This window comes from Streptomyces sp. NPDC046881 (genome assembly GCF_040645015.1).
Classification (GTDB): Bacteria; Actinomycetota; Actinomycetes; order Streptomycetales; family Streptomycetaceae; genus Streptomyces.
Map to the genome: position 1 here is coordinate 1 of NZ_JBEYXJ010000074.1, position 24500 is coordinate 24500.

The window sequence follows — 24500 nt, forward strand, 5'->3', positions numbered from 1 at the left end:
TGCGCCGTCGACATCGACTGCGGCTGTCCCAGGGAAGGCAGCCGCAGACGAAGAACCGCGAGGACCCCCTCCCATGTGCCGTCTACGGCCCAACTGACCAGGCGCTTGTGCCCGATCTGATACGCGCCCACTGGGCATCGGTCAACGACACACCAGATCAACGATCCGATGATCCGAAAGAAACGGCCTAGTGCTTCGTTACGTTGGGTGATCTTGCCTGGTGGTGGGCAGCTTGATGGTATGAGGCTGGGGGAGGTGGAACGGCTCCGGGGTGAGTTATCGGAGTTCGTTGCCGATGTGTTCGCTTCGGTGCCGCGGCGGGATCAGCGGCGGTGGGGCGAGTGTTATCTGCGGGGTCTGATGCTGGATGGCCGGCGCAAGTCGATCCAGCCGATGGCCGAGCGGCTGCCGGATGGGAACATGCAGGCCCTGCAGCAGTTCGTGAATCAGTCGCCGTGGGATCCACTGCCGGTCAGGCGGCGGATCGCCGAGCGGTTGTGCGAAGCGATCAGCCCGCAGGTGTGGGTCGTCGACGATGTGTCGTTCCCCAAGTGCGGCACCGCCTCGGCAGGGGTGGCCCGCCAGTACTGCGGAGCGTTGGGCAAGCGGGCGAACTGCCAGGTCGCGGTCAGCGTGCACGCCGCCACCGACGCGGCATCATGCCCACTGGAGTGGGAGCTGTTCCTGCCGGAGGAATGGGTGCACGACGACCGGCGGCGGCAGCGGGCCGGAATACCCGACGAGGTCGGGCATGCGCCCAAGACGCGCCTGGCTCTGGGGCTGCTGGACCGGCTGGCCGGGCAGGGCCTGAAGGTGCCCTTGATCGTGGCCGATGCCGGCTATGGCCGCAGCGTCTCTTTCCGGCTCGCGCTGGAAGAGCACGGCTGGTCATATGTCGTGGCCGTCGATCCCAAAGAGATCGCGCGGCCCGCTGACGCCGAGCCGTATCAGCCGGCCTATGGCGGGCTGGGGCCACCGACCCTGCCCCGCTACCGCCAGGCGCCCCGCCCGCTGCCCGGCCTCATCGACGATGCCACCGTCTTTCAGCAGGTCACCTGGCGGCAGGGCAGCAAAGGCACGATGACCTCCCACTTCGCCGTGCTCCAAGTGCGGCCCTCGAGCAAGGAAGCCTCCCGCACCGCCCAGGAACAAGCCGGAGGACGCAGCCAGTGGGACGGTGTGCTGCCCTTGCGGACCCTGCTGGTCGAACAGCCAGCAGAAGCCGACGAGCCGACCGGCTACTGGATGACCAACCTGCCAGCCGCCACCCCGGTCGCCGACCTGGTGCGGTGGGCGAAGATGCGCTGGCGGATCGAGCACGACTACCGCGAGCTCAAGCACGGCCTGGGCCTGGACCACTTCGAAGGCCGCACCTGGCGCGGCTGGCACCACCACGTCACCCTCGTCACCGCCGCCCAGGCCTTCCTCACCCTCCGGCGCCTCGACCCAAAAGCCCAGATGCCGGCCTGACCCTCTACCAGGTCCTCGACGTCCTTCAGGACCTGCTGAGGTGCTGGACCGGCACCTGCACCACCTGCGGCCGACCCCTGCCGACCAGCAGACGAAGAACCTAACGAAGCACTACTAGCCCTGGGCCGGGAAGACGAAGAAGCCCTTCTCCGTGCTGATGTAGCCGTATCCCGACGGCTGCGAGAAGAGCGGGATGTTCTCCTCCGGCAAGCTCTTGGCGAGGACCTTCTTGGTACGGCCGTCGACTGCGAGGAACACGCTCGGGCTGAAGCCGTCCTCCTTCGTGGAGCCGTAGAGGATGCCGTTCGGGGAGAAGCGCAGCGGGTTCATCGCCTTCTCGCCGTCCTTCTGCGTCCAGACCTCCTTGCCGTCGGCGGGCCGCCAGACGGCGGTGCCCTGTTCCGTGTGCGCGGCGGCCAGGGTGTGGTCGGGTGTGAAAACGGAGGAGCCCTCGGTGTTGACGGTGTCGGTGGGGTTGTCCTCGTACGAGTACTTCGAGGAGCCGCCGACCTGTTTGCCGCTCGTGATGTCGTACGTCGCCGTCACCCAGGTGTCGGGAGAGAACGCGCCCGCGCCCCAGGCGGTGAGGACACGGCCGTCGCGCACGTCGAGGACCCGGAGGGCACCGCTGGTGCGCTTCCCGTCCTCGTCCAGCTCCACGCCCGCCGGCGGGGTGACGTCTGCGGTGCTCCAAGCCTTCTTGCCGGTGGCGAGGTCCGTCATGACGAGTTGTTCGGGCTCGTCCTCGTAGGTGGATGCGTTCTCCACGTGGAAGGCGTACTTGCCGGTGATCAAGGGGGCGTGGGCCTGGCCACCGTCGATCTCGTTGTTGCGCGGGTCGAAGGTGCACCTCGCCAGCTGTCCGGTGCAGGTGACCTTGCGGGCGGCGCCGCCGTCAACGGGCGTGAGCTCCAGGCTCTCGTCACCCTCCTGCTCGATGATGTACCCCTCGTGGAGGTCGAACTCGTCGCCCTCGATCGTGGCCTTCCCCAGTTGGGTGCCGTCACCGCCGTAGACGGTGACCTCGGTGGTGGTCTTCTCCTCGCTCAGACCGTCCGACTCCGTCGTGGCACCGGCGAACACTGCGACCGCCGGGACGCCGTCGTGCCAGGTCGTGGCGGCCACGCGATCGGTCTTCACCTTCAGGGTCTTGCGCACCTGTCCGGTCTTCACATCCCGGAACTCCAGGGTGGCCGGTTCCGGGTCGTCGGTGAAGTGGAGGGTTCCGACCGAGCCGTCGACCGGCTCCCACGTGTACCCGTGACCGCTGGCGTACGTGCCCTGGGCATCCTTGACGAACAGAAGGGTGCCACCGAGGTCGATGGCGTCAGCGGGCGGCAGACTCCACGCGGGGCGGGCGGCAAGTCCGGGTATCGCGGGTCCGCTGTAGGCGGGTCCCTCTGCCGTCGCACCGCCCTGGCCGGCCGAGCTGCCGCCCTTCCGACCGGAGGCGGAGCCGCTACCGTCACCGTCGCTGTCGGAGGAACCGCAGCCCGTGGCCAGCCCGAGGGTAAGGACGAGGCCGACGGCCGTCACTGTGTACTTGTTCATGTCCCCTTGAGTTTCGTGCAGATGATCTTGAGATGCTCGGTGCAGCATAGGCGCCCGATGGCTCGTCTGCCGCAGTGACGTCGTCCCGCACCCACAGAACACGGACCGGGTGACGGTACCGGCCGCGTCCACGACCGTGTCCCCGCTGAACTCCGTGACAGCTCGCAGCCTGCCCGACACGGGGCCGCAGCTCGGTGCTGAGCTCATCGCTGCCACCGGCGGTGACCTGACGCCTTTCGGTACCGCCGACCGGACACCCGCTCCACGCGACTCCGGCCGTGTCAGCGGCAACATGTGCCGCCCCAACCGCTTCCGCCGCAGGCTTCTACCGACACGGGCCGCAGTACGGCGAGAACGGTCATCGTGCTGTCCAACAGCCAGGTCCTTCCGGCGCGGTCGATCGCAAAGTTCGTAGCCGGAGACCGTGGGGCCGACGGGTTCGAGCGGCGCATCGTGGCACTGGGCGCATCACACCGGCCTGCGGCTGCCGACCGGCGTGCCTGGCTGAACTCCGCGCTGGAGCAGATCGGGGCCCGGCGCCAGCGGCACCGGCCGCTGGCCCCGCCTGAACACCGCGACAGCGCCGGGATTGCCTCCGTCGTACTTGCTGTTGCGGCTCTTCTCGCGACTGCGGTCCCCGCCCGGCCGGCGACTCCCTCACAAACCGCACGGCCACCGGCACCGCGGAGCCGGAAGACCAGAAGGCTGCCATCACCCGCCTCGGCGACGAACTGCGTGCCTTGGTGGACGCCACCGTCCGCACCGCCGCCTCCCCCACGGCCCTCCACCGAATGGCGGACGGCCTCCACACCCGCACCGGACAGCTCGCGGGGCGCCGACGCGCGAGGGGCAAGATCCCCCGAAGTCGACGAATCCCCCAGCGGCACGCGGATTTACAGCCCCCTCACCGGAGCCGGCAACCCGCTCGCCCCACCGATGCGGGTCGCGCCCGCCGACGGCGGCCTGATCGGCGAGTGCACCCTCGGCATTGCTCACGAAGGACGGCCCGGCTACGGCCACGGCGGCATGAGCGCGAGGTCATCCGGTGTCCCAGGCCCGTGCTTCATCGGGGCGGCCGAGGCGGTCGTATTCCGATCCGGCGGCCTCGAGCAGCCGGCGCCAGGAAGTGGACCAGAGGACACCGTCGCAGCAGGGCCCGCCGTTCGCGCTCAGTCATGCCGCCCCAGATCTCATGCTCGATCCGGTGATCGAGGGCGTGGGCCAGGCACTCCGTGCACACGGGGCAGCCGGTACAGATGGCCTTGGCGTTGTTCTGGGCCGCACCCTCGACGAACAGCTCATGCGGATCCCTGGTCCGGCAGGCCGCTCCAGGTATCCGGTTCGTCCCCGACCCCACCGATGCCGTCCCCTCCCCGGTCCGGTCCGCCCCTCCCCCGGGCAGACTCAGTGCGAGAACCGATCAGGACCGCGAGCAGAACGGCGCCGACGGCCTGCAGGTCGACCCGTCTTTTCGCTGTCACACAGTGCGGCGTGCCGACATGCCCGTGCCTCGCCGCTACTTGGCGCTACCGGATGACCACTGCGTGCTCCGAAGCCGTCGAACGGCCTGCCGTCGGCATCGCCGCCCAGGCTGGAGGAATCCGAGGCGGCGGCGGAGTCTGCTGGGGCACTCGCGGTGCCCGCGGCGGCCACCTTTCAGCATGTGGGACCAGTCGGCAAGCGCCCGCGACTTCTGGCGACGGCGCCGAGAGCGCTGACGGTGAAGGAAGTCGGTGGCGCGGACAGCGGAGGAGGCACACGGAAGCGTCCGGGGCAACCCCGCCGGGCTGGCCGACCTGCCCGCAGGGCCACCGCCGACCCCGCTGCGGCCACGCCCGGCCGGCCGGACCGGCTCGCCGGTGACGTCACTACCGTCGCTGTGCCTGGCCCTCTTCCCGCGCCTGCTGGAATGCCTCCGACATCGCCTCCGCGGCTCCGGAGAGGACACCCTTGGCCGCACCACGGGAGCTGGCCCCCTTCATCTTCTCCGGGAGCTCGGTGAGCCCGGCGGGCTTCCGGGGGCCCGATTCCAGGTCCAGACGGTTGCACGCCTCGGCGAACCGCAGGTACGTGTCGACGCTGGCGACCACGATACGAATGTCGATCTTGAGTATTTCGATGCCCACGAGGGACACCCGGATGAAGGCGTCGATCACCAGCCCCCGGTCGAGGATGAGTTCCAGGACGTCGTAGAGGCCACTGGAACCGCCACCGCCCTGCCGCGCCACGGTCATCACGACCACCCCTTGTCATCGATCGCGCACGATCCCGTCGACGTCGCACCGGCCGCGACGACGGCTGCCAGGTACGTCTGACCCCCTGCAGTGAGGCCAAACACTTGTGCGGTCGGCGCGTCGCCGAGGCGCCGGGGGAGTGAAATGCTCACCCGCAAGGCAATGCCGTTACGGGGCATCGCGTCACGAACCCACCGGTACACCCGGGCGTTCCCCGATCTCGATGACCGTGAGCGCCGTGAACTGCGGATGACTGCGCTACACGTCTGATTTCGCATCCGCTGCCCCGTGAGCCTGTACTCCTCACCAACTACCTGGCCACGGTGATCACGGCAGTCGCGATGGCAGCGGTCTCGGTCGCCGCCGGGACCGTGGCCGCGCTGTTTTCGACGCCCCCCGGGGGCCCGCCGGCGCTCCCTGGTAGCTCTTTCCCGCAGCGACCTGGGCCGCTGTCTGCCTCAGCACCCTCGGCATCACCCGGAACACCTTGCGCGCGGTCATCTCGCTCTTCCGCCGCCTCGGCCTCCGAGGCGTGCTGTGACGGGTCGGCGCATCCACAAGTCGCATGCTGGTTCGTACCGGGCATGGTGCTCGCCACCGTCACGGCCGGCGAGGCGGCTTCCTGGTCGGTGATCGCCGCCGTGCTGTCGCGTCCAGGAACCAGCGCGTGATCATCGCCGCGTCAGTGATTACCGGCGCGGTCCTGGGACTGCAGTCGGGCCGCTGGATCAACGCCTGACAGAGGTTCCTGCGCCGCTTGTTCCGGCAGCCCCGTCACCCCCCGGCCCCTTGACGCCGCGCTGGTCGAACTCATGGCGGCCACCTCGGCGTGCTTCGAGGGAAGGTCCCGGTGGTGGGAGCCGCGCAACCTCAAGAGGATCAGGGCTCGACTCGCCCGGGCGATGGAGGCCGCCGGCGACCAGGCGATCGTTCGGCACAGGACCGGCGTCACGGAGGCCGCGGTGAGACGTCAGGCGAGACAGCCCACGCACGGCTGGCAGAACTGATCCGACGCCACGACCGCGTGATCACCGGAAAGCGCGCCTACCCCAACGCCACCGGCGACGGATGCTGCACCAGCCAGGCCACCGAGGAGACCCCGGCAGCGGCCGGATGCGCCTGCGGCTAGGAATCCGAATGGCCTGGTCAGCCCGCGGTCGTCCGTCTCAGTTTCCGTCTCATTCAGCGACGGTCACCACCGTCCAGACGAGTCCTGCCGTTGACTTCCGCTGAACAGGCGGACGGGTATGAACCCAGGTGAACGTGCCGGGATGCCGGCTGCTGGACCACCAACAGACTTGGAAAGCTGCCGCGGCAGATGTAAGGCGGTCGGAGATCATCCCGACCACCAAGAGAACCCCTCTGATATCAGCTGCTGTCGTGGCACTCGTTTTCGGTGGGGGACTGGCAGGCCCGGCACAGTTCGTGCCGCCCATGGGAAGTGATCACGCTTCCCCAGCCGTTGCACACCTCACAGCCTGCAGCCAAAGCGGCGTTGGCGCGTGGGTTGGGTTCGGGGGCGGTCATCGTTCCGTAGGTCATTGATTCTCCTGACGCCGGGGTGATGCCCACTTTATTGCGCTTTATGTCTGATTGCGCCCGTTCATGCATATTTTGTGACTGCTTTACTGTTGCGGGCGGTAGCCGGACTCGCTTGTGACCGAGGAATCGGCCCCTGAAGGGGCGCCGTGGCGATGGGCCTTTCCTGGGCGTCCGACGCCGCTCAGCAGCGACCGATGACGCGTACTACTGACGTTGTTGCCGTGACGTCGTCACAGTGAGTCCGGTTTCGGCGAGGCATCCTCACCGCGATGACCGGTTATGACCGTGCCGCCGGCGACGCCGCCCGCCGCGCCCTGGCCGACGGCGACCGGCTGCCCAAGGTCGAGGCCTGGTTCCGTCGCACGGCCGGCGAGCGCGGCTACACCAAGGGCGTGATCGACGAGGTGCGGGAGACCGTCTCCTCCTTCGGCGCGTACGGCTTCTGCTGCGCCCACGCGGTGGCCTTCACCGTCCCCGCCCTGCAGTGTGGCCAGGGCTGTGCAGGGATCCGGTTCAGTCGGGCGATCCGTGGCAGCAGACAAGAGCGGCTCCGAGCGCGGAAAAGGCCAGGAAGTGGTCGGGCTTGCGCTCGTAGCGACGGCGCAGGCGCCGGCACCCGGTGAGCCAGACGAGGGCGCGTACCACGATCGACCGGTGCTCGGCCCAGGTGTGTGAAGTGGCGGCGGTGTCGGAGCACGGACTTGTCGACCGTGATATCAGGACAGGTCGGCGGCCTGCATGACCGCATGCCAGGGGGTGGCGTCGAAGATCAGCCGGATGGTGTCGATCCGGCCGTCGGTGAGGTGGAAGTGCTCGGCTGTGCGTTGAGTGCCGATGGCCGGGACCGAGGTGTGGACGTCGTAGATCAAGGTCGCTTCGCTCTCGCTGTACAGTTCGCTGACCAGATCGACGCCGGTCACGATTCCCAGGAACGCCTCCAGGCCCCCCAGGTGCTGGTGCGTGCTGTCTGAGGTCACCAGGGGGCTCTGGAAGTGGAAGGATTCGCCGAGGGTTCGGGCGGCGGCAGGGATGTCGCCCTGGAACCGGGCCCGGTGGTAGGCGCGGACGGTGGTGCGTGTCGTGGCCGTCGTCATGAGGGGTCGTACCCTTCGGTGGCAGCGAGGTGGGCGGCGATGCGCTGCTGGTTGTGAACAAGCCGTAGGCACAGGTGGCGGAGCTGGTGCAGTTCCGTGTCGGTGAATCCGTGGAACAATGCCGCCATCGCCCGCTGTGTCGGTGTCCGGAACTCCTCCAGCCATGCCAGGCCGGCCGGGGTGATCCGCACGAGGACGGACCGCCGATCACCGGGGTCGGGATCGCGCCGGACCAGCCCTTCGCGTTCGAGTGTGTCGACCAGACCGGTGGCATTGCGGGCAGTCATACCCGCGGAACGGGCGAGGTCGCCGAGATTCGCACCGGCTTCACCGAGTGTGCGCAGCCGGATCAGGGCATCGCTGGCTCCTGCGCTGAGACCACGGCCTTCCGATCCACGGGTGCGAAGCCGCTCGACGGACCTGTGCGCGGCGCGCGCCGCGGCTGCCGCCTCCAGACGCAGACTGTCGCCCCCGGCTGCGAACTCCACCATGGCGTTGCGTACTTGAGGGTCATAGAGCAACCCGCCCGGGTCATGGGCCAGCGATCCGGAATTACTTACGTCCTTCATAATGAAGTAGTACACGACTTGATCGAGCGCGGTCAAGGCACCCCAGGGACGCGCCCCCGCCGCGGCCCTTCGCAGGCAACAGCTGCACAGGGCGACACCGGGGCAAGGACCTGCGAAACGCGGAGGTCGAAGCCGGGCATGCGCTGGAGATCGTTGTGCTGTCCCCGCGTACCGGGCCCCGGGCCCACCGACAACATGGGAGCCGATGCACTGCAGGGCGGCCCCGCAGTGGAGGCCCGTTCGAAACCGCTCCCGCCGAATGCCGGCTGCCCGGCGGGTCCCTCAGCGAAGAGGCCGCGCGGCCGCAATGCGCCCCCGAGCGGCACACGCTCACCGAGCCGGAGCAGCCCAAGGCCCAGGAGCCAACCGCCCTGCGCTTCGGACCGGTGTCGCGCACCACGCATGCGCCTGGCCTACCGCAAACAGGGCCTGTGGGGTTACTCGACCACCGCACCATTCGTGCCCCCAGCCCTATCGGGCGGGCCGACGAGCGGGGCGTCACCTCCGTCCGCGAGGCGCTGCGCCGCCGCCACGGCCGCTCCCGCCTACACCTCATTGACGAACGGGAACCGGCCGCATCGACACCCGGCACGGCACTTTTCCGGTTTTCCTCCCCAGCGCGCGGCCGGGGCGCGGTTGGATGTCCTCATGACCTTCGCCGAGCACGCCCGGCTGATGCGCGCCAACCAGGCGAACTGGGACGCCCGCACTCCGGTCCACGTCACCAGCCGGTTCTACGGCCTGGACGAGGACCTGCATCCGGAGCGCTGGTTCGCCGCGTTCGAGTGGGAGGACCTCGGCGAGTTGTCCGGCCGGGATGTGCTGCACCTCCAGTGCCACCTCGGCACGGAGACACTCGCCCTCGCCCGGCGTGGAGCCCGGGCGGTCGGCCTGGACTTCTCGGCGGCGTCCGTGACAGCCGCGCGCGACCTCGCTGCGAAGTCGGGCCTCGACGTCACCTACGTCCAGGCCAACGTGTACGACGCCGTGGCGGCGCTCGAGGGCCGGCGGTTCGACGTCGTCTACACCGGCAAGGGCGCCCTGTGCTATCTGCCAGACCTCGATCGGTGGGCGGATGTCGTGGCCAGGCTTCTGCGACCGGGCGGGCGGTTGTACGTCGTGGAGTTCCACCCGCTGCTCAACGCGCTCGGCCCGAAACCCGGCCCGGGTGAGGGACCGGAGCTGCTGCTGCGCCACGACTACCTGGGGGGCTCCGGTCCGGTGCACCGGGATGCCACCTACACCTACACCGACGGCCCGGCCGTCGAGGGCGCCACGGACAGTTACGAGTGGATGCACGGAATAGGAGAGGTCGTGAACGCGTTGACGGATGCGGGAATGAGCATCCGGCGACTGCGGGAGAGCGACGAGCTTCCTTGGCCGCGCTGGCCGCGAATGGTCCGTACGGACTCTGGCTGGTGGCGGCTGCCCGAGCCGCGGATCCCCCTGTTGTACGGCCTGCTGGCCGTTCGTTGAGCCTCCTTCCGCCGGCAGCTATACAGTGCGAGCAGCACGCGTGCTTGCCCCCGTTCGGGGCGCCGGTGCCGGTTCCTTCTCCGTCGGCTGAACGGCCCGTCACTTTCCGACCCGCGCGTCAGCTCCCCCACACCACCTCGTGAGCAACGTTGCACCTGCTGTACCCGAGGTGCTGTTCCCGCCGCCCGGAGGCGCGCCCCAGCCCTTTCCGTGCGGCTTCTCTCTCGCTTCCCACCGCTTGTCTTCTCGCTGTCGTCCACGAAAGGGCAGTCCACCTGCACCCGCCTTCGAGACATGAGCTTCTTCGAGCCGGGCCCCGATCAGGTGACATCCGACAAGCGCAACGAGCGAGACCCCCGGACTCACTCAGCCAGCCGTCCAGTTCGCAGGACACGGCCGTGTTGAAACAGCCGTAGGGGAACGCGCTGCGGGCGAGCTAGCCGCACCAGGCGGCGATCACTTGCGCAAGCGCGGCAGGGGCTGGGCTCAGCAGCCGTGAGACGCGGCGTCACGCCGGCGTGGAAACGTCCGGGGCAGGAACTGGGCACGCAGGGCACGGCTCTTCTCGACACAGTAACCAGGGCGCCGCGTGTCGGATCGGCAGGACCGCGTACTCACTCAGCTCGCTCCAGGGCGCGCGGCCCCGGCCCTCCCAGTCCAAAAGCCGCAGGGGCGACGCGTTGAGGTTCGCCCAGTGCACGTCGGAGTGGGCGGTGTCCCTGCAGGGTGCCGGGATGCGCGACGCCGTTAGTGAGGTCTTTCAACGTTGCCGCTCCGGGGTGAGGACCGCTGCGGCGATTGACGTCATTCGATTCGGGCTGCACCGCGCTCTGCGGACAATGCGCCAGGACTTCAGGCGGGCGATTCCACCCTCGACCGGAGCCCGCGCCCTCGACAGGGCCAGGTTGATGGTCTGTTGAGTGAGTGACAGTTCGCCCCCGCGGACCGTCTGGCCGGTGTGGTCACCCATGCGCCGGCACGGATGTAAGCGCGGTCGGCCAGGATCGGCACCCCTTGGCGCTCGCAGACCCTGATGATCCGGTGGGCACGGACCGCGGTGAGGTCGTGGCAACGCCCCGGCAGGGCCGGGGTCAGCCATAGCACCTCGCCATGGGGATCGGTGACCACCGGGAGTTCTCGCTGCAGGGTGGAGTGGACCGGACGAGTACGAGCCTGTGGCCGATGTCGGTCGGAAGTCTCTTTCTGCTGGGGGCTGTAGGACTTGGCCAACGCGGGCCGGGAGAACATCCGGGAGACGTACGAGTCCCGCTTCAAGGCGTTCGCCAACTGGTGCGCGGCCCGAGGGCGCCGGCCGGGCCCGCGCACCACCGAGGTCGACCTCGTCCCCTATGTCTCCCGCCTTCGCCGCGAGGGTATCGGGCACGACACGATCCGGTTGTCGATCGCGACGATCGTCGACATGAACACCCGCCTGGTTTCCGCCACCCCGGAGCGCCTGTCGTTGCAGATCATGGCCGCGTTCTGCGACATCCTGTCCTGCACCCCCCGGCCGACGTGACCACCACCGCCGAGAACGCCGGAGTCCGCAAGACCGCCACCGACGACCTGCCCGCCCCGCCCGCGAGCGTCGCGAAACTGCGGCCCCGCGCCGTCCGCATCAAATTGGAAGCGCTCCTCCACCAGTACCTCACCTGGGACACTGCCCGGCGTGCCCAGATTGATGCGGAGGTCCAGTGCATTCAGGAAATCTGGCAGCGTGCGGTCAGCTCCGGGGCGGGCGCCGAACTGGTGGTCCCCGACGACAGTGGTGAATGGCCCTCACCTGACCGCCTGGCCTGGATGGTCAACGAGTCGGATGCGGCTGACCGCTCCGACGAAGCGGACGAACTGCTGCAGCGGGTTTCGGCGGGATCCCGGAGAGATGGCCCAGGTGCTCGCGGCCCTCTCGCCGACAGACCCCGAGTTGGTGACGCGTTCTCTCTACGAGATCGGCATGGATGGCGCCACAGAGCACGAACGGCTTGCCGACTTCCTTACGACGCTGCACCACGTGCCCTCCGAGGCCTGGCAGGGTGAGGATCCAATCATTCCGATCACGAAGGGCGTGATCATCCATGGACGCACGTTCGCGGACGTCGCGGGCTTGGTAAAGCTTCTGCGCGACCGCGGAAACCGAGCGGGGATACGCGGATTGATGCGGGCTGCGGCCATGAAGCTCGACCCCGTCAACATCGTTGACTTCATCACCGCGCTGAAGCGTTTGCGCCGCTCAGAACAGGTAGTCGACGAGTTCCTGGCGATTCTGGCGTTTGTGGGCCATCCAGGCCGAGTCGTCGGACGGCCGATCGACGTCCCATCAGACGAGGCCGGACTCCCAGTCGGACTCCCGGATCGGCAGGAAGTCGTCCACCTGCACCGACAGCGGGAGGCCCGAAGCCGCGCGCTTGCGTTTCGCCCGACGCACCAGCCGTTGACCGACACTTCCGACAAGGTGGACGGTCCTGGATGCCTCGGACGCCGACATTCCCTCCTCGACGAGGCGAAAGAGCGTGGCGATCGCCGTCCGCGGACAGTAGTGCCAGTCGGCGACACCCACCAGGAGATCGGCGGGGTCGGTCCACAGCCGCACGATGCCGCCCGACCGCTTGGCAGGCGGGGGAAAGATGTATCTCCACGGCCATTGGCGGAAGGTCTCGGAGAACTCCTGGCCCTTCTCCACCCACCGGCCGTCCGGCATGGCGATCTCCCAGCCGGTGACACCGCTCTTGTCGCGGCACCAGAGCAGGTAGCCGACAAAGTGGTTGTGATGATAAACGGGCCAGCTCTCCTCTCCGAGGAAGCGGCGGCCTTCCGGTAGGGACAGTCGCCAACCGGAGCGGTTCTCCTCTCTCGGAACCGCAGTCAGACCGGAGCCGGACATCTCGGAGACATCGATCGACTCGTCGATACCGACGGAAAGAAGCAGATCTCCCAAATCCTTGCGCCCCGAGAGCCTTGACGATGTCGGTGCTCGGCGCTCAGGTCTGCGAGTCGGTGGAGGAGCGGTCCGGTTCTTCTTCCTTTCCTCGGCCCGGAGAGCAAGATTCGCCTGGACATAATCCCGCACGGAGCCCGGCACCGGCTCTCCCGTGACCTCGTCCCACCATTCCTCGAGCATTTCCATCGGTGGGAAGGTCCAGCTGTCGACGAGCCGCACCAGGTGTTTGGGCGCGGGACCCGTCATGGGGTGCGGGAACTCGTCGAAGAGAGCCACGCACTTGATCATCCACGTGAGGGCTTCGAGGAGGTTGCCCTTCTTCTCGGCCAGGAGGCCGAGCTGGCCATAGGTGGGGGCGAGGTCGTTCGGGCTTGCGTCGTCGTGCTCCTTGACCGCCAGAGCCTTGTTGTACCAGTCCTCCGCTTCTTCCAGCTCGTTCCGGCTGTATGCGAGGGTGCCCAGCTGGTGGTAGCACGTGGCCATGCGCTCGTCGTCGCTGAAATCCTCATAAATCGCCAGGGCTCTGTGGTACCAACCCTCGGCTTCCGACAGGCGTCGACGCTGGTGAGCGATGATCCCCAGGTTGTGGTAGGCGTGGGCCATCCCCGGCCGATTGTCGAGCGCCTCCTGGATGACCAACGCCTCGCGATACCACCCTTCGGCCTGATCGAGGCGGGCACGGCGGATGGCGACATTGCCGAGTTGGGAGCGGATGTCACCCGCCATGCGCGTCGGATCGCCCAGGGACTCCAGGGCGTCCAGCGCCTGGAGGTACCAGTCCACAGCTGCCACCAGCTGATCCTTGTACTCCGCGATCATGCCGAGGCTGTGATAGCTCTCTGCGATCCGGGTCTTGTCGCCGGCCTCCAGCCGGATGGCGAGCGCTTTACGCTGCCATTCCTCCGCCTCGACGTGGTTACCGCGTTCGAGCGCAGTCAGGGCCAGCTGATGGTAGGTGTTGGCAGCGCTCGACGCGTTGTCGTCCTCGTCTTTGAGTGCCATCGCCTTGCGATACCGGTCCTCGGCCTCGGCGGTTCGACCGCGGGCCGCGGCGACCATGCCGAGCTGGTGGTAGCAGACGTCCAGCCCGTGCCGCCGCTCCGCATCGGCGCCGGTCAGCTCGATCGCCGCCACGGCCTTCAGGTAACCGCGTTCGGCCTCGTCGAGGCGGCGGAGGTCCAGGTCGCGACCGGCCCGGCCCTCTACCGTGTACAACCACAGGTCTCCGGCGGGAGTGTCGACTCGGGGAATCGTGCCGTCCGGTCCGCCGGTGGCGCGGATGATCCGTTCGCTCCAGGGGTCGAATTCCGCTTCGATGCCGACGAACCGCCAGAACTTCTTGAGTGCGCGCAGGATGAGTTGGGCATCGTCCCAGCGGGTGTGATCCAGCGCGTAGCCGAGGTAGTTGCCCAGGGTGTGGCGTACGAGGGCGATCATTCCGTACACCATTTGGTCGCCCGCATCGACCTGCTGAGTGAGCGCGATGCAGATGCCGGCATGCGCGTGCGTCAGGACACCAAGTGCTGCTTCGTGGTCGGCCTCGTAGGTGTCCGGATTCTCCGTACGCCAGGCGTTCCGCAAGAAGGCGGGCAGCGCCGGGTGCAGTTTGTAGAACGTTGTGCCGATGTAGGTCAGCAACCCCAGTGCGGTGGCATCGTCAAGGGCTGATTTCCAGTCGTCGAACGTCGCCCTCGCGAACCGCTGCGGAACCCCGGGGATCACTGTGAGGGCGCTGAGAACAGCCAGGTCGACAACGCCGTAGAACAACGAGACGACTGGCAGGAGGCGGCGGGTCGTCTCCGTGAGATGGGCGTAGGAGTAAGCAATGTCGGCCCACATGGCTGCGGCGTGTTCTTCGCCGCGGTTGCTCAGCGCCGTGTGCGATGTGCCGCCGCGCAGTTCGGCGAGCAGTTCTTCCGGGCTCGCCGTGTCGAGATGGGGCAGGACGAGCTCCATGCTCGCCGGATGGCCGTCCAGCCACTCCATCAGGTCCGCGTAAGATCTTTCGGCCCGACGTTCGAGGGCCATGGGGTGCCCGGCAAGCAACACGTCGGCGAACTCGGCCGCTTCGTGCCGGGCCAGACCGTCGACCCGAACGCGTCCGACCTGGCCCAGCCAGTCTTCCCGGCTCCGGCTGGTGATCAGCACACTGCTGGTCCCGTTCTCCGCCAGGTCGACAAGGAACTGTCGCAGTTCGACGCACTTCTCCTCGTCGAGGATCGGCGTGGTGTTCTCCGGGTCCGGCATGGTCCGTAGCGACTCGAAGCCGTCCCAGATCAACAGCATTCGGTGGTCGTGCAGCGCGTTCCGCACGACGGCCCGCCGCTGGTCCCGTGTCAGCCGGAGGAAGTCGGGACCACGGAGGCCGACGCCGATCGGGGCGATCACCGTGTCGAGGTCGACGGCCGGCACGCCGGGGTCGAACGAGTGCCAGAAGATCCATTCCGGTTTCTCGACGCCCGCGGTGTCACGCCACCACCGGCCGAACGCCTTCGCCAGTTCCGTCTTGCCGCTTCCGGCGATGCCGGTGACGACGACGACCTTGCGCAGCCGTGCGGCCGCCTCAAGATCGTAGATTCGGGCGTCGCGGCCGACGAAGACGCCGTTGGCGGCGTCGAGCACGCTTGCCTCCGGCTCGAACGGCGAGGCGGATCGCGGGTGCACCTGCGCCTTCCGGGCGTCTGCCCTCGAAGCCGGTCTCCCGCCGTGAGCCGCCGCCGTGTGCTGGAAGCTCACCGGACGGCCGAGGTAGTGGACTGCGACGAGCCAGTCCCGGAGCGGCATCTGCCCCTTGGGGCTCGGTCGGCCGGGGCTGCGGAACATCTGCCGGCGGCCGGCCGTCACCGCCGCCGACACCGAGCCGCCAGCGAAGATCTTCTCGTAGAACGCCGCCATGAACTCGGCCGCCGCGACAGCCTGCACGGTGTAGGCCATGGCGACGACCGACGCGGTGCCTTCGCTCAGCAGGCGTGTCGCAACCGCCGTCTCCAGGTTCTTGCCGATCGCGCCCGACTCGCATGCGTTCAGCACCACCACGGGGACGTGCGCGGCGTTCAGCACCCGCGCTATCTCCGCTGCGGGGACGAGGTGCGGACCGCCGTCGGGCCTTTCGAAGACCAGCGCGCCTTCCCCGCCCCCGAAGTCGCGTCCGCCGACGAACGTCCCGTGTCCGTCGAAGTGGACGACCTGATACGGCCGGCCCTCCCGGTCAGCCGCGTCCAACTCATCGCGGAGGGCGTGCAGCGTCGGGGGTCGCAGCACCGTCAGCTCCGCAGCCTCCTTCATCGCCTCCAGACGCTTCAACAGCGGGCGGGCGATCATCTGGTACCCGACGTCCTCGGCCCCGGAGGGGCGCGAGACCACCATCAGGATGCGCAGTCGGCCGCCGGGAACGGGAACCGCTTCGGCCGGAGCAGTGCAGGTCGACAGGGTCCGGCTCATGCCGGCCAGCTCGACGGCCAGCGGGGCCCCCTGACGCGGATCGGTCATCAGTTCCCACGGAAGCCCGAGCAGCGCCGGGGACGCCGACCGCAGGACAAGCTCCACGTCCCCGCGCCTCCGCAGGCGGACGTAGGCGTCACGCGCCGGACCTGAGCCGAAGACCGACGCGAACACCGAGGCTCCCCAGCCGGGGAGTTCTCCCTCGATCCGAGCGCCGCGGTCCTCGTAGACCCCGAACGGGGCGCGCAGGTAGTCCTCCAGATACCAGCGCAGGTCTTCCAGCGCGTCGGAGTCCAACGGCCACGCGAACGGAAGAGGAGCACCCGGCTCGAACGGCTCCCCAGGCGCCACCTCGCCGACCCGTACCGTCCCGTCCTCGCCGAGGTCGACGATCAACCGGCCGGTCATGAGGAATGTCTCTCGTCCGCCCCTGCACTATTCGTCATCGTCGGCGGCCGTGACGATCTCTTCGGCGACAATCTCGATGATCGTCTCTTCGACGGACATGAGCTCCCCGGCCGCCCGCCGCTCGACGCGGATGTATTCGACCAGCGTGCTTCGACTCGGACGCGTCCCATGCTGCTTCCGGTGGTCCTGGTAGACCTGGTAAGCCAGTGTCGCAATGGTCACGATAAGGCCGCCCACCGCGACGGGATCGGCGAACCGGTCCGACGTGGACGCCGCGCCGTTGCGGCGGAGCGCCGTCTCGACCTGTACCTCGAGAAGCTCGGGCTTCCCGAACTCTGCGCCCAGTTGACCCACCGTCGCCCGGGCGACGGTTGCAATGAGATCGTCCACTGATCATCCCCCGTATGCTCCGGATCGACGGCGGCGATGCGCCTGGTCCTGGTGCGACCATTCAACTACGAAAAGGGGCAGCAAGGTTCTGATTCCCTCGAAGACGAGGACCGCAGACCTGCGCAACTCTTGGTTCCGCGTGAGCCTCTGGTGACCGATCGGCAAGGAAGCGTTGACGGCTCACGGATGTCGGACAGCAACGGCATCGGCGTCCTCGGCGCCCCGCAGGACCTCGGGGGCAGCCGCCGCGTCGGGTAGAGGTAGCGGCTTGGTTGCCGTCCCCCTGCAGGCAGATGCCCTTCTTGCGCTGCAGGCGGAAGGCGAGGGAACCGGCCACCACACAGCGACCATTGGGTGAGGCGACGACGGGATGGTCGCGGGCCTTGGACGGGCCGCCCGGCAGGTCGGCTGCACACGTCACCTGTGCCTGCACCTTGCCCGTGGTCACGTCGTTCACCACCAGTTATCGAGCCGCTCGCTTCATTGGCCGAAAAGACCCAGCGGCAGGTGCGTCGTTGTTGTCGCCATGGCTGCGGCGAGGGGCGGGTTTCCGTTCTGCGGGGACCAGCGAACCCCGGTCCGTGGCCCTGCCAGGCCAGGGGCCGTCGGCGCCACCGATGACGAGCACGGGGCCTGTGCCCGGCTCTGGGCGCGTCCTAGCCTGACCAGCATGACGATCAACGACGTGTCCTTGGCGCACCACGACGGTGAAGAAGCCGCCGCCTTGCTGAAGGAGTTGTGTGACGCGTACGCGGATGCTTACGGGGTGGGGCCGGGTGAGGAGAAGACGGGTGCGTTTCGCCGCCGGGCGGAGAAGCAGTTCACGCGGCCCGGCTTCGCCCTGGTGACGGCGCGGGATGGGGGCCGACTGGTCGGGTTCGTTTTCGGGTACACGCTCCCGGCCGGGGATATGCACTGGTGGGGCGGGGTGCAGCCGGAGCCCACGGCGGAGTTCTTGGAGGAGACCGTGTCGCGGACGTGGGTGCTGTCGGAGATCGAGGTGCGGCTGGCCTGGCAGGCGAGGGGCGTGGGCCGGGCATTGCGCGCGTCGACCCGAGAACGTCGCTCGCCGTCGAGACGAGGCACCCTAGTCACACCGGGTAACCGCAGCGCGGGGCGGTCACGTCTCCCCCGAGCAGGCCTCAACTATCCGATGGACCGCGGTAGACACCACTCACTGTGTCAGCTGCGGGCCGAACACGCGCACCGCCGCCAGGGGTGGGTCCGCGCGCGCGACGGCGAATATCTGCCGCATTACGGGCAGCCCGTCGTCACCAAGGTCATCACCCGCGAGTTGCGCGATCCGGCTGCCGGGCAGATCGTGGAAGTGACCGTGGAGGATCGCACCGTGCCGGACTGGCGCGCGGAGGTGCGGTATCCGGAACGGCAGCACCGCGAACACCACCACAGGAGGCCACCAGCGTGAGCGGGGCCCGTGGGCCTGGTCCCGCTCATCGGGCGCTTGGAGCACAGCCCTGTTCGCGGTCGCGTATCCGCCGAGCTCGGAAACGGCGGTGTCGTCGATGCCGATGTCGTCGCCCCCCTCGGGCAAGGCGCGACGTCATCCGTACGCCCGCCCCATGGTGCTCCCTCCGGATCAACGCATCGGAGGACCACGTGATGATCAAGGGTTACGACGTATCCGCATTCCAGGACGCGGAGTTCCCCACCGCCGGCACGAGCTTCGCGTTCATCAAGGGCACGGAGGGCCGCTCCTACGTCAACCCCAAGCAGAAGGAACAGGCCGCGCACGCCCGTGCCGCGGACCTGGTCGTCGGCTTCTACCACTTCCTGCACCCGGGCCACATCAAGGAACAAGCGGCGCACTTCGTGGAGGATTCCGCGAGCATCGAGTACGACCTCCTGGTCGTCGACTGGGAATCCAACCCGAACGGCACCGCGGCGACCTGCGCGGAGAAAGATGCCTTCATCGCCGAGGTCAAGCGTCTGCGCGGCTCCAACCACAAGATCGGGTTGTACTGCAACCGGGACTTCTGGCGCCACCGGGACACCACCGGCAACGCCGGTGACTTCCTCTGGATCGCCGAGTACGGCGTGACCGCGGGCAAGCCCAACGTCCAGGACCGATGGATGTTCCACCAGTACACCGAGAAGCCTCTGGACACTAACGTAGGCAACTTCGCCTCCAAGGCCGAGCTGGTCGCGTTCGCGGGTGGCATCAACGGCAAACCAAAAAAGTAACCTTGGGTACGCTGGTGCGGTCAGCATGCGCGATCCGACCGAGATCACCGTCGACCGCACCCGCTCGGTCCGTCGACCGAACCGGCGGACGAGCCCGAGCACCCGCTCGGTGAAGGTCTTGCGTGGACAGTGACTTTCCGTGCCGGCGAATCGGCGTACCTGTAACGCCACCGCAACAGGGGGCGAGGCGGTCACGGGCAGGGGTGTCGCCCGCGGCCAGGACGAGGGACGACCACCGGACGGTGGGTACTGAGCGCCAAGCTACTGCCAGGATCAGTTCACCACTGCGTCCTTGTCCCAGATCAGGCTGGGATGTACAGGAACTCAGGCCCGTACGTCTGCCCGCTCCCGTCCGGCAACTCGTGCTGCATCAGCGCCAGCGCAGGGCGCTTCAGATCCCGCATCCGCTTTACGGCTTCGCCGAGAGCGTGGTTCGCTTGCGTTTGATCGTCCGTCTGCCATGTCTTCTCCAGCCCTCGCAGCACTTCGCTGTAGAGCTGGTTGAACCTTGTAAGGAGATCCTGCACCTCTGGGTCAGGGCGGTATGTCGGCTCCTGCGCCCAGCCTCCCCTGGGTACGGTCCCCATCCGGTAGGCCTCAGGCATCACGATGGTGTCGCCCTCGTAGGCCCACCCCTCTGGAGCCGTCGGCACCTCTACCAGCTTCTTGCCCTGCAGGATCTGGCGGAACTCGTAGTAGTGGGCGAGCTCGCCTTCCCTGCCGAAGTAGGGGTTCCTCGGAGAGCTGTGGCTTCCCTCCCCCTGCTCCATGATGACCTCAATGGCGTCGTCCACGGCCTTTGGTGTGGAGAGCGGAACGAGGCTGTTTCCCAGACCGTATTCGTCCTCCATGTCCTTCTCGACCTGGCGGTGGCCTTGGATCAGGTCGGCGTTCTGCTTGAACGCTTGCCGGATGGCGCTGTAGAAGGCGCCGATCGACTCGCCGGGTTCCTCGAATTCGGCGACGGGGTCCTCGGGCCGTTCGATCTGGCAGTACATGTGGAGGGCAGCGCGAGTCAGACCGCTGAGGGACACGCAGATCTGAGGTCGCACACCCCCGGGCAGGTGCCCCGGGTACTTCGGAACCAGGTCGGCGTGGTCGATGCGTGGGGATCCGCCGATGGTGGTGAGCATGTTGCACACGAGCCCCATGTGCGACATCTCGTCCATGATGATCGCCTTGATGGCGTCGTAGACAGCCTTGTCCCTCACCGGGTCCTTGATCGACCACAGACCGCACAGATACGGAGGGAGGGTCGCGAGCTCCAGCATGATCGCCTGCTGCAAGGCGTCCTGCAGCCACTTTCCGTCTCGCTGCGGCTCGGGCTGGCCCATCAAGGCGACGATCGCCTTGCTCTCATAGGCAAGGGCTTGAGTCAAGGGACACTCCTTCTCATCGCGGTCACATCACAGCGGATCGCCGCTTCAGTGCAGTTGCTGGACGCCCGTCGCGTCACGGACGAAGACAGAGCGTGTATCCGCGGATCGGTAGCGCTCCTTGAGAGTGAACGCAGCCGGCGTACCCGACACCGGGGCGTCCGGCTGTTCCACGTACAGGACATAGGTCTTCGCCATGTCCGTCTCGCTGTCGAGCTGCAGCCAGCCTCCGCAGCCCGCAGAAGGAAAGGTGCCGGTTGCTGTGATGGTCACTGTGGTGGCCGTCTGGTTGAACGTATACGTCCCCGTGCCGAGTTCGAGCCGCTTGCGGGCACCGTCCTTCCAGCGTCTGAAGAGCTCGATCCATTCCTCTGGCCACGGTCCGCCGTGGGTGACCGGTGGCATGGTGCTCTTCACGCTCGTCAGGCGGTCGAGGATGTCATCGGCCTGGGCGACGACGGTCTCGTAGTCCCAGAGGTCAAGATCGGAAATCATGTGGGCGCGGTCGGTAGCGCGGAACATAGGCCGGATGTGGAGCTCGAAGACGGGTGTGCGCACGCTAGCCGTACCTCCATCAGGATTCCTTCACCGCTTCCTCCGTTTCTCGGCCGACGGTAGAGGAGGCGGTTGGCGTATACGAGCCATCGGCCCGAACGTGGGCGCGCCGCCAGTCCGCGCACGATGGGGCCGCCGAGCTGCTGGTGTGCCGCGACGAGCAGGTCGCGGTAGTCGCGCCAGGAGAAGCTCTTACGTCCGTCGCGGTTGCCGTCGTCGCGGCGGGGCCGATAGATCAGCCTCGAGCGGTGGCCGGGTCTGTAGCAGGTCAACGCTGCGATGGAGATGCGTCTGCGGGAACGGCCGCGGACCCGCGCCACCGGGGTGCGGCCACGGAGCGACCAGGCCCTCGCCTGCGGCGGCGTCATGGAGAAGCCGGCTTCGTCCTCGAAGACGAGCCAGGCTCCACGGGCCGCCGCGAGTCTTCCGCGCAGGGCCAGGTCTCCTTCACCCAGCCGGCCACGGCCTCGTCGTCGCGTTCCAGGGCCCGGCGGGCGGGGACCTGGCAGGACCAGACGCCTCGGAGATCCCGGCGGCCGCGGTCGCACACGTGGCTCAGCAGGTGAAGGTGCCAGCTGAGGAGTGGGCGGCGTACGACTGGGCAGACCGGGCGATCAGCCGTCACCGGATGGAGATCCGGCACGCGTTCGCGTTCCGCGAGCGCACGGTGGAGGACCAAGCCCAGCTGGCGGAGTGGCTGGCCGGCGAGCTGTGCGGTGTGGAGCTGTCCCGGGACCGGCTGGCGGAGGCGGTGGTTGCCCGGTGCCGCAAGGACCGGCTGGAGCCGCCCGCGCCGGCGAAGGTGACCCGGCTGGTGGCGTCGGCGGTGAACACCTTCGAGGAGCGGTTCTGCCGGACGCCGACGGACCGGCTGTCGGCGGTGACGCGCTCGCGGCTGGACGACCTGGTGGCCGAGGACGACGGCGAGGCCAGCGTGGGCGGCGGCCGGACGTTCTTCACCGAGCTGAAGGCGGACCCGGGCGCGCTCTTGCCGTCGCCGACGCCAAGGAGGAAAGCCAGGATGAGGACGGTAGCCAACGCTGCCGCGATTCCATCGGTCAGGTCACCGCCGGACGGCTGACGATCGACGCCGGTGCTGCTGAGCGGCTTGCGGTACACGAGGTAGCCGATTGCCACGACGAAGCTGTTCACGGGGTCGATGTGCAGATTCACTGAGGCCCTTTGCGATCCAGGGGGCCAATTTCGAAGGCCCCTGCCCTTGAGGCCCTTCGAATGTGCGGCCGTCACCAGGCCGTTATCTAAAGGTCACATCGTCACATCCGGAGGGCCTTTCTTTGAGCCCTCGGTCCGGAGCAGACCGCTCTGGAACGGTGGGCTTGGGCGGGTGGCTGCCGGGTGCCTTCGTCGGCCAATGCAGTTGCTTTAGCGCGTTCGTCAGCTGCTACGGCCCGTTCTCTATACCGGCACCACCGAACGTCAGCCACGGCGATGCCCTTGCCCGAACGAGCAGGCGCGCGTGTGTCACCGCAACCCGTTCCCGGTCTCAGCCACGCTTCGGCATTGAAGGCCCCGACGCACCCCGCTGGCCGCCCATGGCGACTGGCCACCGCGTCGGGGGACCGCAAGCCCGCCACGGCTGAGGAGCTGCCGACCCTCGGCGCCAGTGCCCGAGAGCGCCGCCTCGCGTTGATCTCTGAGACCGCGTTTGAGATCTACTGGGATGCCAGCCATGCGGTGTACCAAGTGCCGAAGTCTGGTCCCGGGGTCAAACCACCCCAGGAACGGTCGTCGAGCCACACTTGTCCGGCATTGCTTCCTGTGACGACCAGGCGGGAGAATGTACCGCAGCCCCTCTCCCCGAGTACCAGGGTCCCCGTGACCGAGTAGTCAGCGTCGCCTCCCCTGCCCGGCCCCGGCCAGTCCGTGGCGTGCGGGAACGGGGTGGCCAGGAAGCCCACGTGCACACACTCGGCCCGAAGGTCGTGCAGGGCCTCTTCATCGTCTACTTCCTCTGTCAGGCCCAGGAGTCCGTAGTCCGGTCCCGCTCCGCCGCCGGCGACCGAGCTCAGGAAGCCTCGGTAGGAGGCGGGAAGGGTGACGCGGTGCAGCTGCTCGAACGAGCGGATCGCCTCCTCCGCCAGAGGCGGGTGAAGCCGGTACCGGTGGTGAGAGGCGCCGAACCGGCGATGCCCGGGATCTTCCCGAGCCATCGCAGCAACACGAGAGCGCACCGAGGCGCCGTTCCAAGTCCCGCTCGGGGTGGCAGCGTCACTGGTCACGCCCGAACCGTACCCTCGTCCGGCCTCAACCGGACCAATGGCTTGGGGCCCGGCCGCGTGGAGGGACGGCCGCGGGTGAGTCGGCGGACCGTGATGCCGATCATTGCCCATCGGTTCATGGTCTGCGATCGGGCGGGACTGGCCTCGTAATCCCGGGCCAGACGTCGGTGGGCGGTGAGCCATGAGAAGGTGCGTTCCACCGCCCACCGCTTCGACTGAACCCCGGGACAGGTCGACGTGGGAGAGGTCGACCAGCCAGGAGCCGGGCAGCTTCGGGTCGAACACCGGGTTCTTGACGCGTGTCGGGGTGCCGAGGCCGACGACCAGGCCGTTGCCCGGTGGAGGTAGCTGGTTCTTACCGTCGCCGATTCCTTGAGCGTCTCTCGTGGCGTGATCGCTCACTGACCGCGGAGCACACGGCAGCAGGGGTCCCGGTCGATCGCCGACGCGGGCACAGACGGATGGCGGGTCGTTGGTCAGTTCGGTGCGATGGGGCCGCGGTAAGAGAGGGTCTGGCTGTAGACGACGCTCGTGGTGGTGCTGCCGAAGCCCGCGAGTTCGTCCATGAGGGTCTCCAGGTGCTCCATGGAGGTCGCGGCCACCTTCAGGGTGTAGCAGTCGTTGCCGGTGGTGCGCAGGCACTCCAGGATCTCGCGGCGTTCAGCGACGAGGCGGCGCAGCGGTTCGTGGCGGTTGCCCGGGTACTTGAGGCGGACGACGGCGAGGACGGGGTAGCCGACCTTGGCCAGGTCGATCTCGGCACGGTAGCCCGTGATGACGCCCGAAGCCTCCAGATTGCGGACGCGTTCGGTGGTGGCCGATGGGCTGAGGTTCACGCGGCGGCCCAGTTCGCTGAGCGAGATGCGCGCTTCCCGCTGAAGCTGTTCGATGATCGCCCAGTCGACGTGGTCAAGATTCCCGGCCATGCGGCGAAAGTACCAACAAAATCACGGAGAAGCAGCAGCTACGCAGGGAGGTTACGGTTCCCTACGCCATGATCGCCGGAATAGCCTC

General features: G+C 68.0%; 15 protein-coding genes and 7 pseudogenes. 8 read left to right on the top strand and 14 right to left on the bottom strand.

Annotated elements, in window-relative coordinates; translation table 11 throughout:
- Positions 1-240 precede the first annotated feature (240 nt).
- Positions 241-1470, top strand: a complete 1230-nt coding sequence (locus ABZ923_RS28390; protein ID WP_361476840.1) for an IS701 family transposase — start codon at positions 241-243, stop codon at positions 1468-1470.
- A 114-nt stretch (positions 1471-1584) separates the two neighbouring features.
- Here the strand turns inward: ABZ923_RS28390 and ABZ923_RS28395 are convergent, their stop codons facing one another.
- Entirely contained in the window at positions 1585-3021 is a 1437-nt protein-coding gene (locus ABZ923_RS28395; RefSeq protein ID WP_361476842.1) for a hypothetical protein, read from the bottom strand.
- Between the two features lie 166 nt (positions 3022-3187).
- On the opposite strand from ABZ923_RS28395, the pseudogene ABZ923_RS28400 reads away from it, so the two are divergent.
- A pseudogene (locus tag ABZ923_RS28400) lies at positions 3188-3346 on the top strand (IS110 family transposase); the annotation flags it as partial.
- A gap of 713 nt (positions 3347-4059) precedes the next feature.
- Here ABZ923_RS28400 and ABZ923_RS28405 read toward each other — a convergent pair.
- Positions 4060-4429 (bottom strand): annotated as a pseudogene (locus ABZ923_RS28405) (WhiB family transcriptional regulator).
- 460 nt (positions 4430-4889) lie between these two features.
- On the bottom strand, positions 4890-5255 hold the full coding sequence (locus tag ABZ923_RS28410; RefSeq protein ID WP_361476844.1) for a gas vesicle structural protein GvpA: 366 nt from the start codon (positions 5253-5255) through the stop codon (positions 4890-4892).
- A gap of 1799 nt (positions 5256-7054) precedes the next feature.
- On the opposite strand from ABZ923_RS28410, the pseudogene ABZ923_RS28415 reads away from it, so the two are divergent.
- Positions 7055-7282, top strand: a pseudogene (locus ABZ923_RS28415) (hypothetical protein); the annotation flags it as partial.
- 231 nt (positions 7283-7513) lie between these two features.
- Here the strand turns inward: ABZ923_RS28415 and ABZ923_RS28420 are convergent.
- Both ABZ923_RS28420 and ABZ923_RS28425 read right to left on the bottom strand, forming a co-directional pair.
- Positions 7514-7891 (bottom strand): hypothetical protein, encoded by a 378-nt coding sequence (locus ABZ923_RS28420; protein ID WP_361476846.1) that lies wholly within the window; start codon positions 7889-7891, stop codon positions 7514-7516.
- Positions 7888-8496 (bottom strand): MarR family transcriptional regulator, encoded by a 609-nt coding sequence (locus ABZ923_RS28425; protein ID WP_361476848.1) that lies wholly within the window; start codon positions 8494-8496, stop codon positions 7888-7890. Before ABZ923_RS28425 ends, ABZ923_RS28420 begins: the two co-directional genes overlap by 4 nt.
- Positions 8497-9108: 612 nt before the next feature.
- Between ABZ923_RS28425 and ABZ923_RS28430 the strand changes: the two genes are divergently transcribed.
- The gene (locus ABZ923_RS28430; RefSeq protein WP_361476850.1) at positions 9109-9936 is read left to right on the top strand and encodes a class I SAM-dependent methyltransferase; all 828 of its coding nucleotides are present in this window, start codon (positions 9109-9111) and stop codon (positions 9934-9936) included.
- Between the two features lie 760 nt (positions 9937-10696).
- Here the strand turns inward: ABZ923_RS28430 and ABZ923_RS28435 are convergent.
- Positions 10697-11070, bottom strand: a pseudogene (locus ABZ923_RS28435) (transposase family protein); the annotation flags it as partial.
- An 88-nt stretch (positions 11071-11158) separates the two neighbouring features.
- On the opposite strand from ABZ923_RS28435, the gene ABZ923_RS28440 reads away from it, so the two are divergent.
- A complete protein-coding gene (locus ABZ923_RS28440) occupies positions 11159-11455 on the top strand; it encodes a hypothetical protein (RefSeq protein ID WP_361476852.1) in 297 nt (98 codons plus the stop codon).
- 798 nt (positions 11456-12253) lie between these two features.
- On the opposite strand, the gene ABZ923_RS28445 is transcribed toward ABZ923_RS28440, so the two are convergent.
- Together ABZ923_RS28445 and ABZ923_RS28450 are read right to left on the bottom strand one after the other, a co-directional pair.
- The gene (locus tag ABZ923_RS28445; RefSeq protein WP_361476854.1) at positions 12254-16723 is read right to left on the bottom strand and encodes a tetratricopeptide repeat protein; all 4470 of its coding nucleotides are present in this window, start codon (positions 16721-16723) and stop codon (positions 12254-12256) included.
- Between the two features lie 27 nt (positions 16724-16750).
- Entirely contained in the window at positions 16751-17113 is a 363-nt protein-coding gene (locus ABZ923_RS28450) for a hypothetical protein (RefSeq protein ID WP_361476856.1), read from the bottom strand.
- 670 nt (positions 17114-17783) lie between these two features.
- On the opposite strand from ABZ923_RS28450, the gene ABZ923_RS28455 reads away from it, so the two are divergent.
- The gene (locus tag ABZ923_RS28455) at positions 17784-18539 is read left to right on the top strand and encodes a hypothetical protein (protein ID WP_361476858.1); all 756 of its coding nucleotides are present in this window, start codon (positions 17784-17786) and stop codon (positions 18537-18539) included.
- A gap of 194 nt (positions 18540-18733) precedes the next feature.
- A complete protein-coding gene (locus ABZ923_RS28460; RefSeq protein ID WP_361476860.1) occupies positions 18734-19315 on the top strand; it encodes a GH25 family lysozyme in 582 nt (193 codons plus the stop codon).
- Positions 19316-19617: 302 nt separating this feature from the next.
- Here ABZ923_RS28460 and ABZ923_RS28465 read toward each other — a convergent pair whose 3' ends face one another.
- The 4 genes and pseudogenes from ABZ923_RS28465 to ABZ923_RS28480 form a co-directional block, all read right to left on the bottom strand.
- Entirely contained in the window at positions 19618-20694 is a 1077-nt protein-coding gene (locus ABZ923_RS28465) for a ferritin-like protein (RefSeq protein ID WP_361476862.1), read from the bottom strand.
- A gap of 45 nt (positions 20695-20739) precedes the next feature.
- Entirely contained in the window at positions 20740-21249 is a 510-nt protein-coding gene (locus ABZ923_RS28470; protein WP_361476895.1) for a hypothetical protein, read from the bottom strand.
- 119 nt (positions 21250-21368) lie between these two features.
- Positions 21369-21614: pseudogene (locus tag ABZ923_RS28475) on the bottom strand (IS630 family transposase); the annotation flags it as partial.
- Positions 21611-21760 (bottom strand): annotated as a pseudogene (locus ABZ923_RS28480) (transposase); the annotation flags it as partial. The pseudogenes ABZ923_RS28480 and ABZ923_RS28475, both read right to left, overlap by 4 nt.
- A gap of 12 nt (positions 21761-21772) precedes the next feature.
- Between ABZ923_RS28480 and ABZ923_RS28485 the strand changes: the two are divergent.
- Positions 21773-22327 (top strand): DUF4158 domain-containing protein, encoded by a 555-nt coding sequence (locus tag ABZ923_RS28485; RefSeq protein ID WP_361476893.1) that lies wholly within the window; start codon positions 21773-21775, stop codon positions 22325-22327.
- A 1155-nt stretch (positions 22328-23482) separates the two neighbouring features.
- Here the strand turns inward: ABZ923_RS28485 and ABZ923_RS28490 are convergent.
- Together ABZ923_RS28490 and ABZ923_RS28495 are read right to left on the bottom strand one after the other, a co-directional pair.
- Positions 23483-23698 (bottom strand): annotated as a pseudogene (locus ABZ923_RS28490) (hypothetical protein); the annotation flags it as partial.
- A 264-nt stretch (positions 23699-23962) separates the two neighbouring features.
- A complete protein-coding gene (locus ABZ923_RS28495) occupies positions 23963-24412 on the bottom strand; it encodes an Lrp/AsnC family transcriptional regulator (RefSeq protein ID WP_361476864.1) in 450 nt (149 codons plus the stop codon).
- Between the last annotated feature and the right edge of the window lie 88 nt (positions 24413-24500).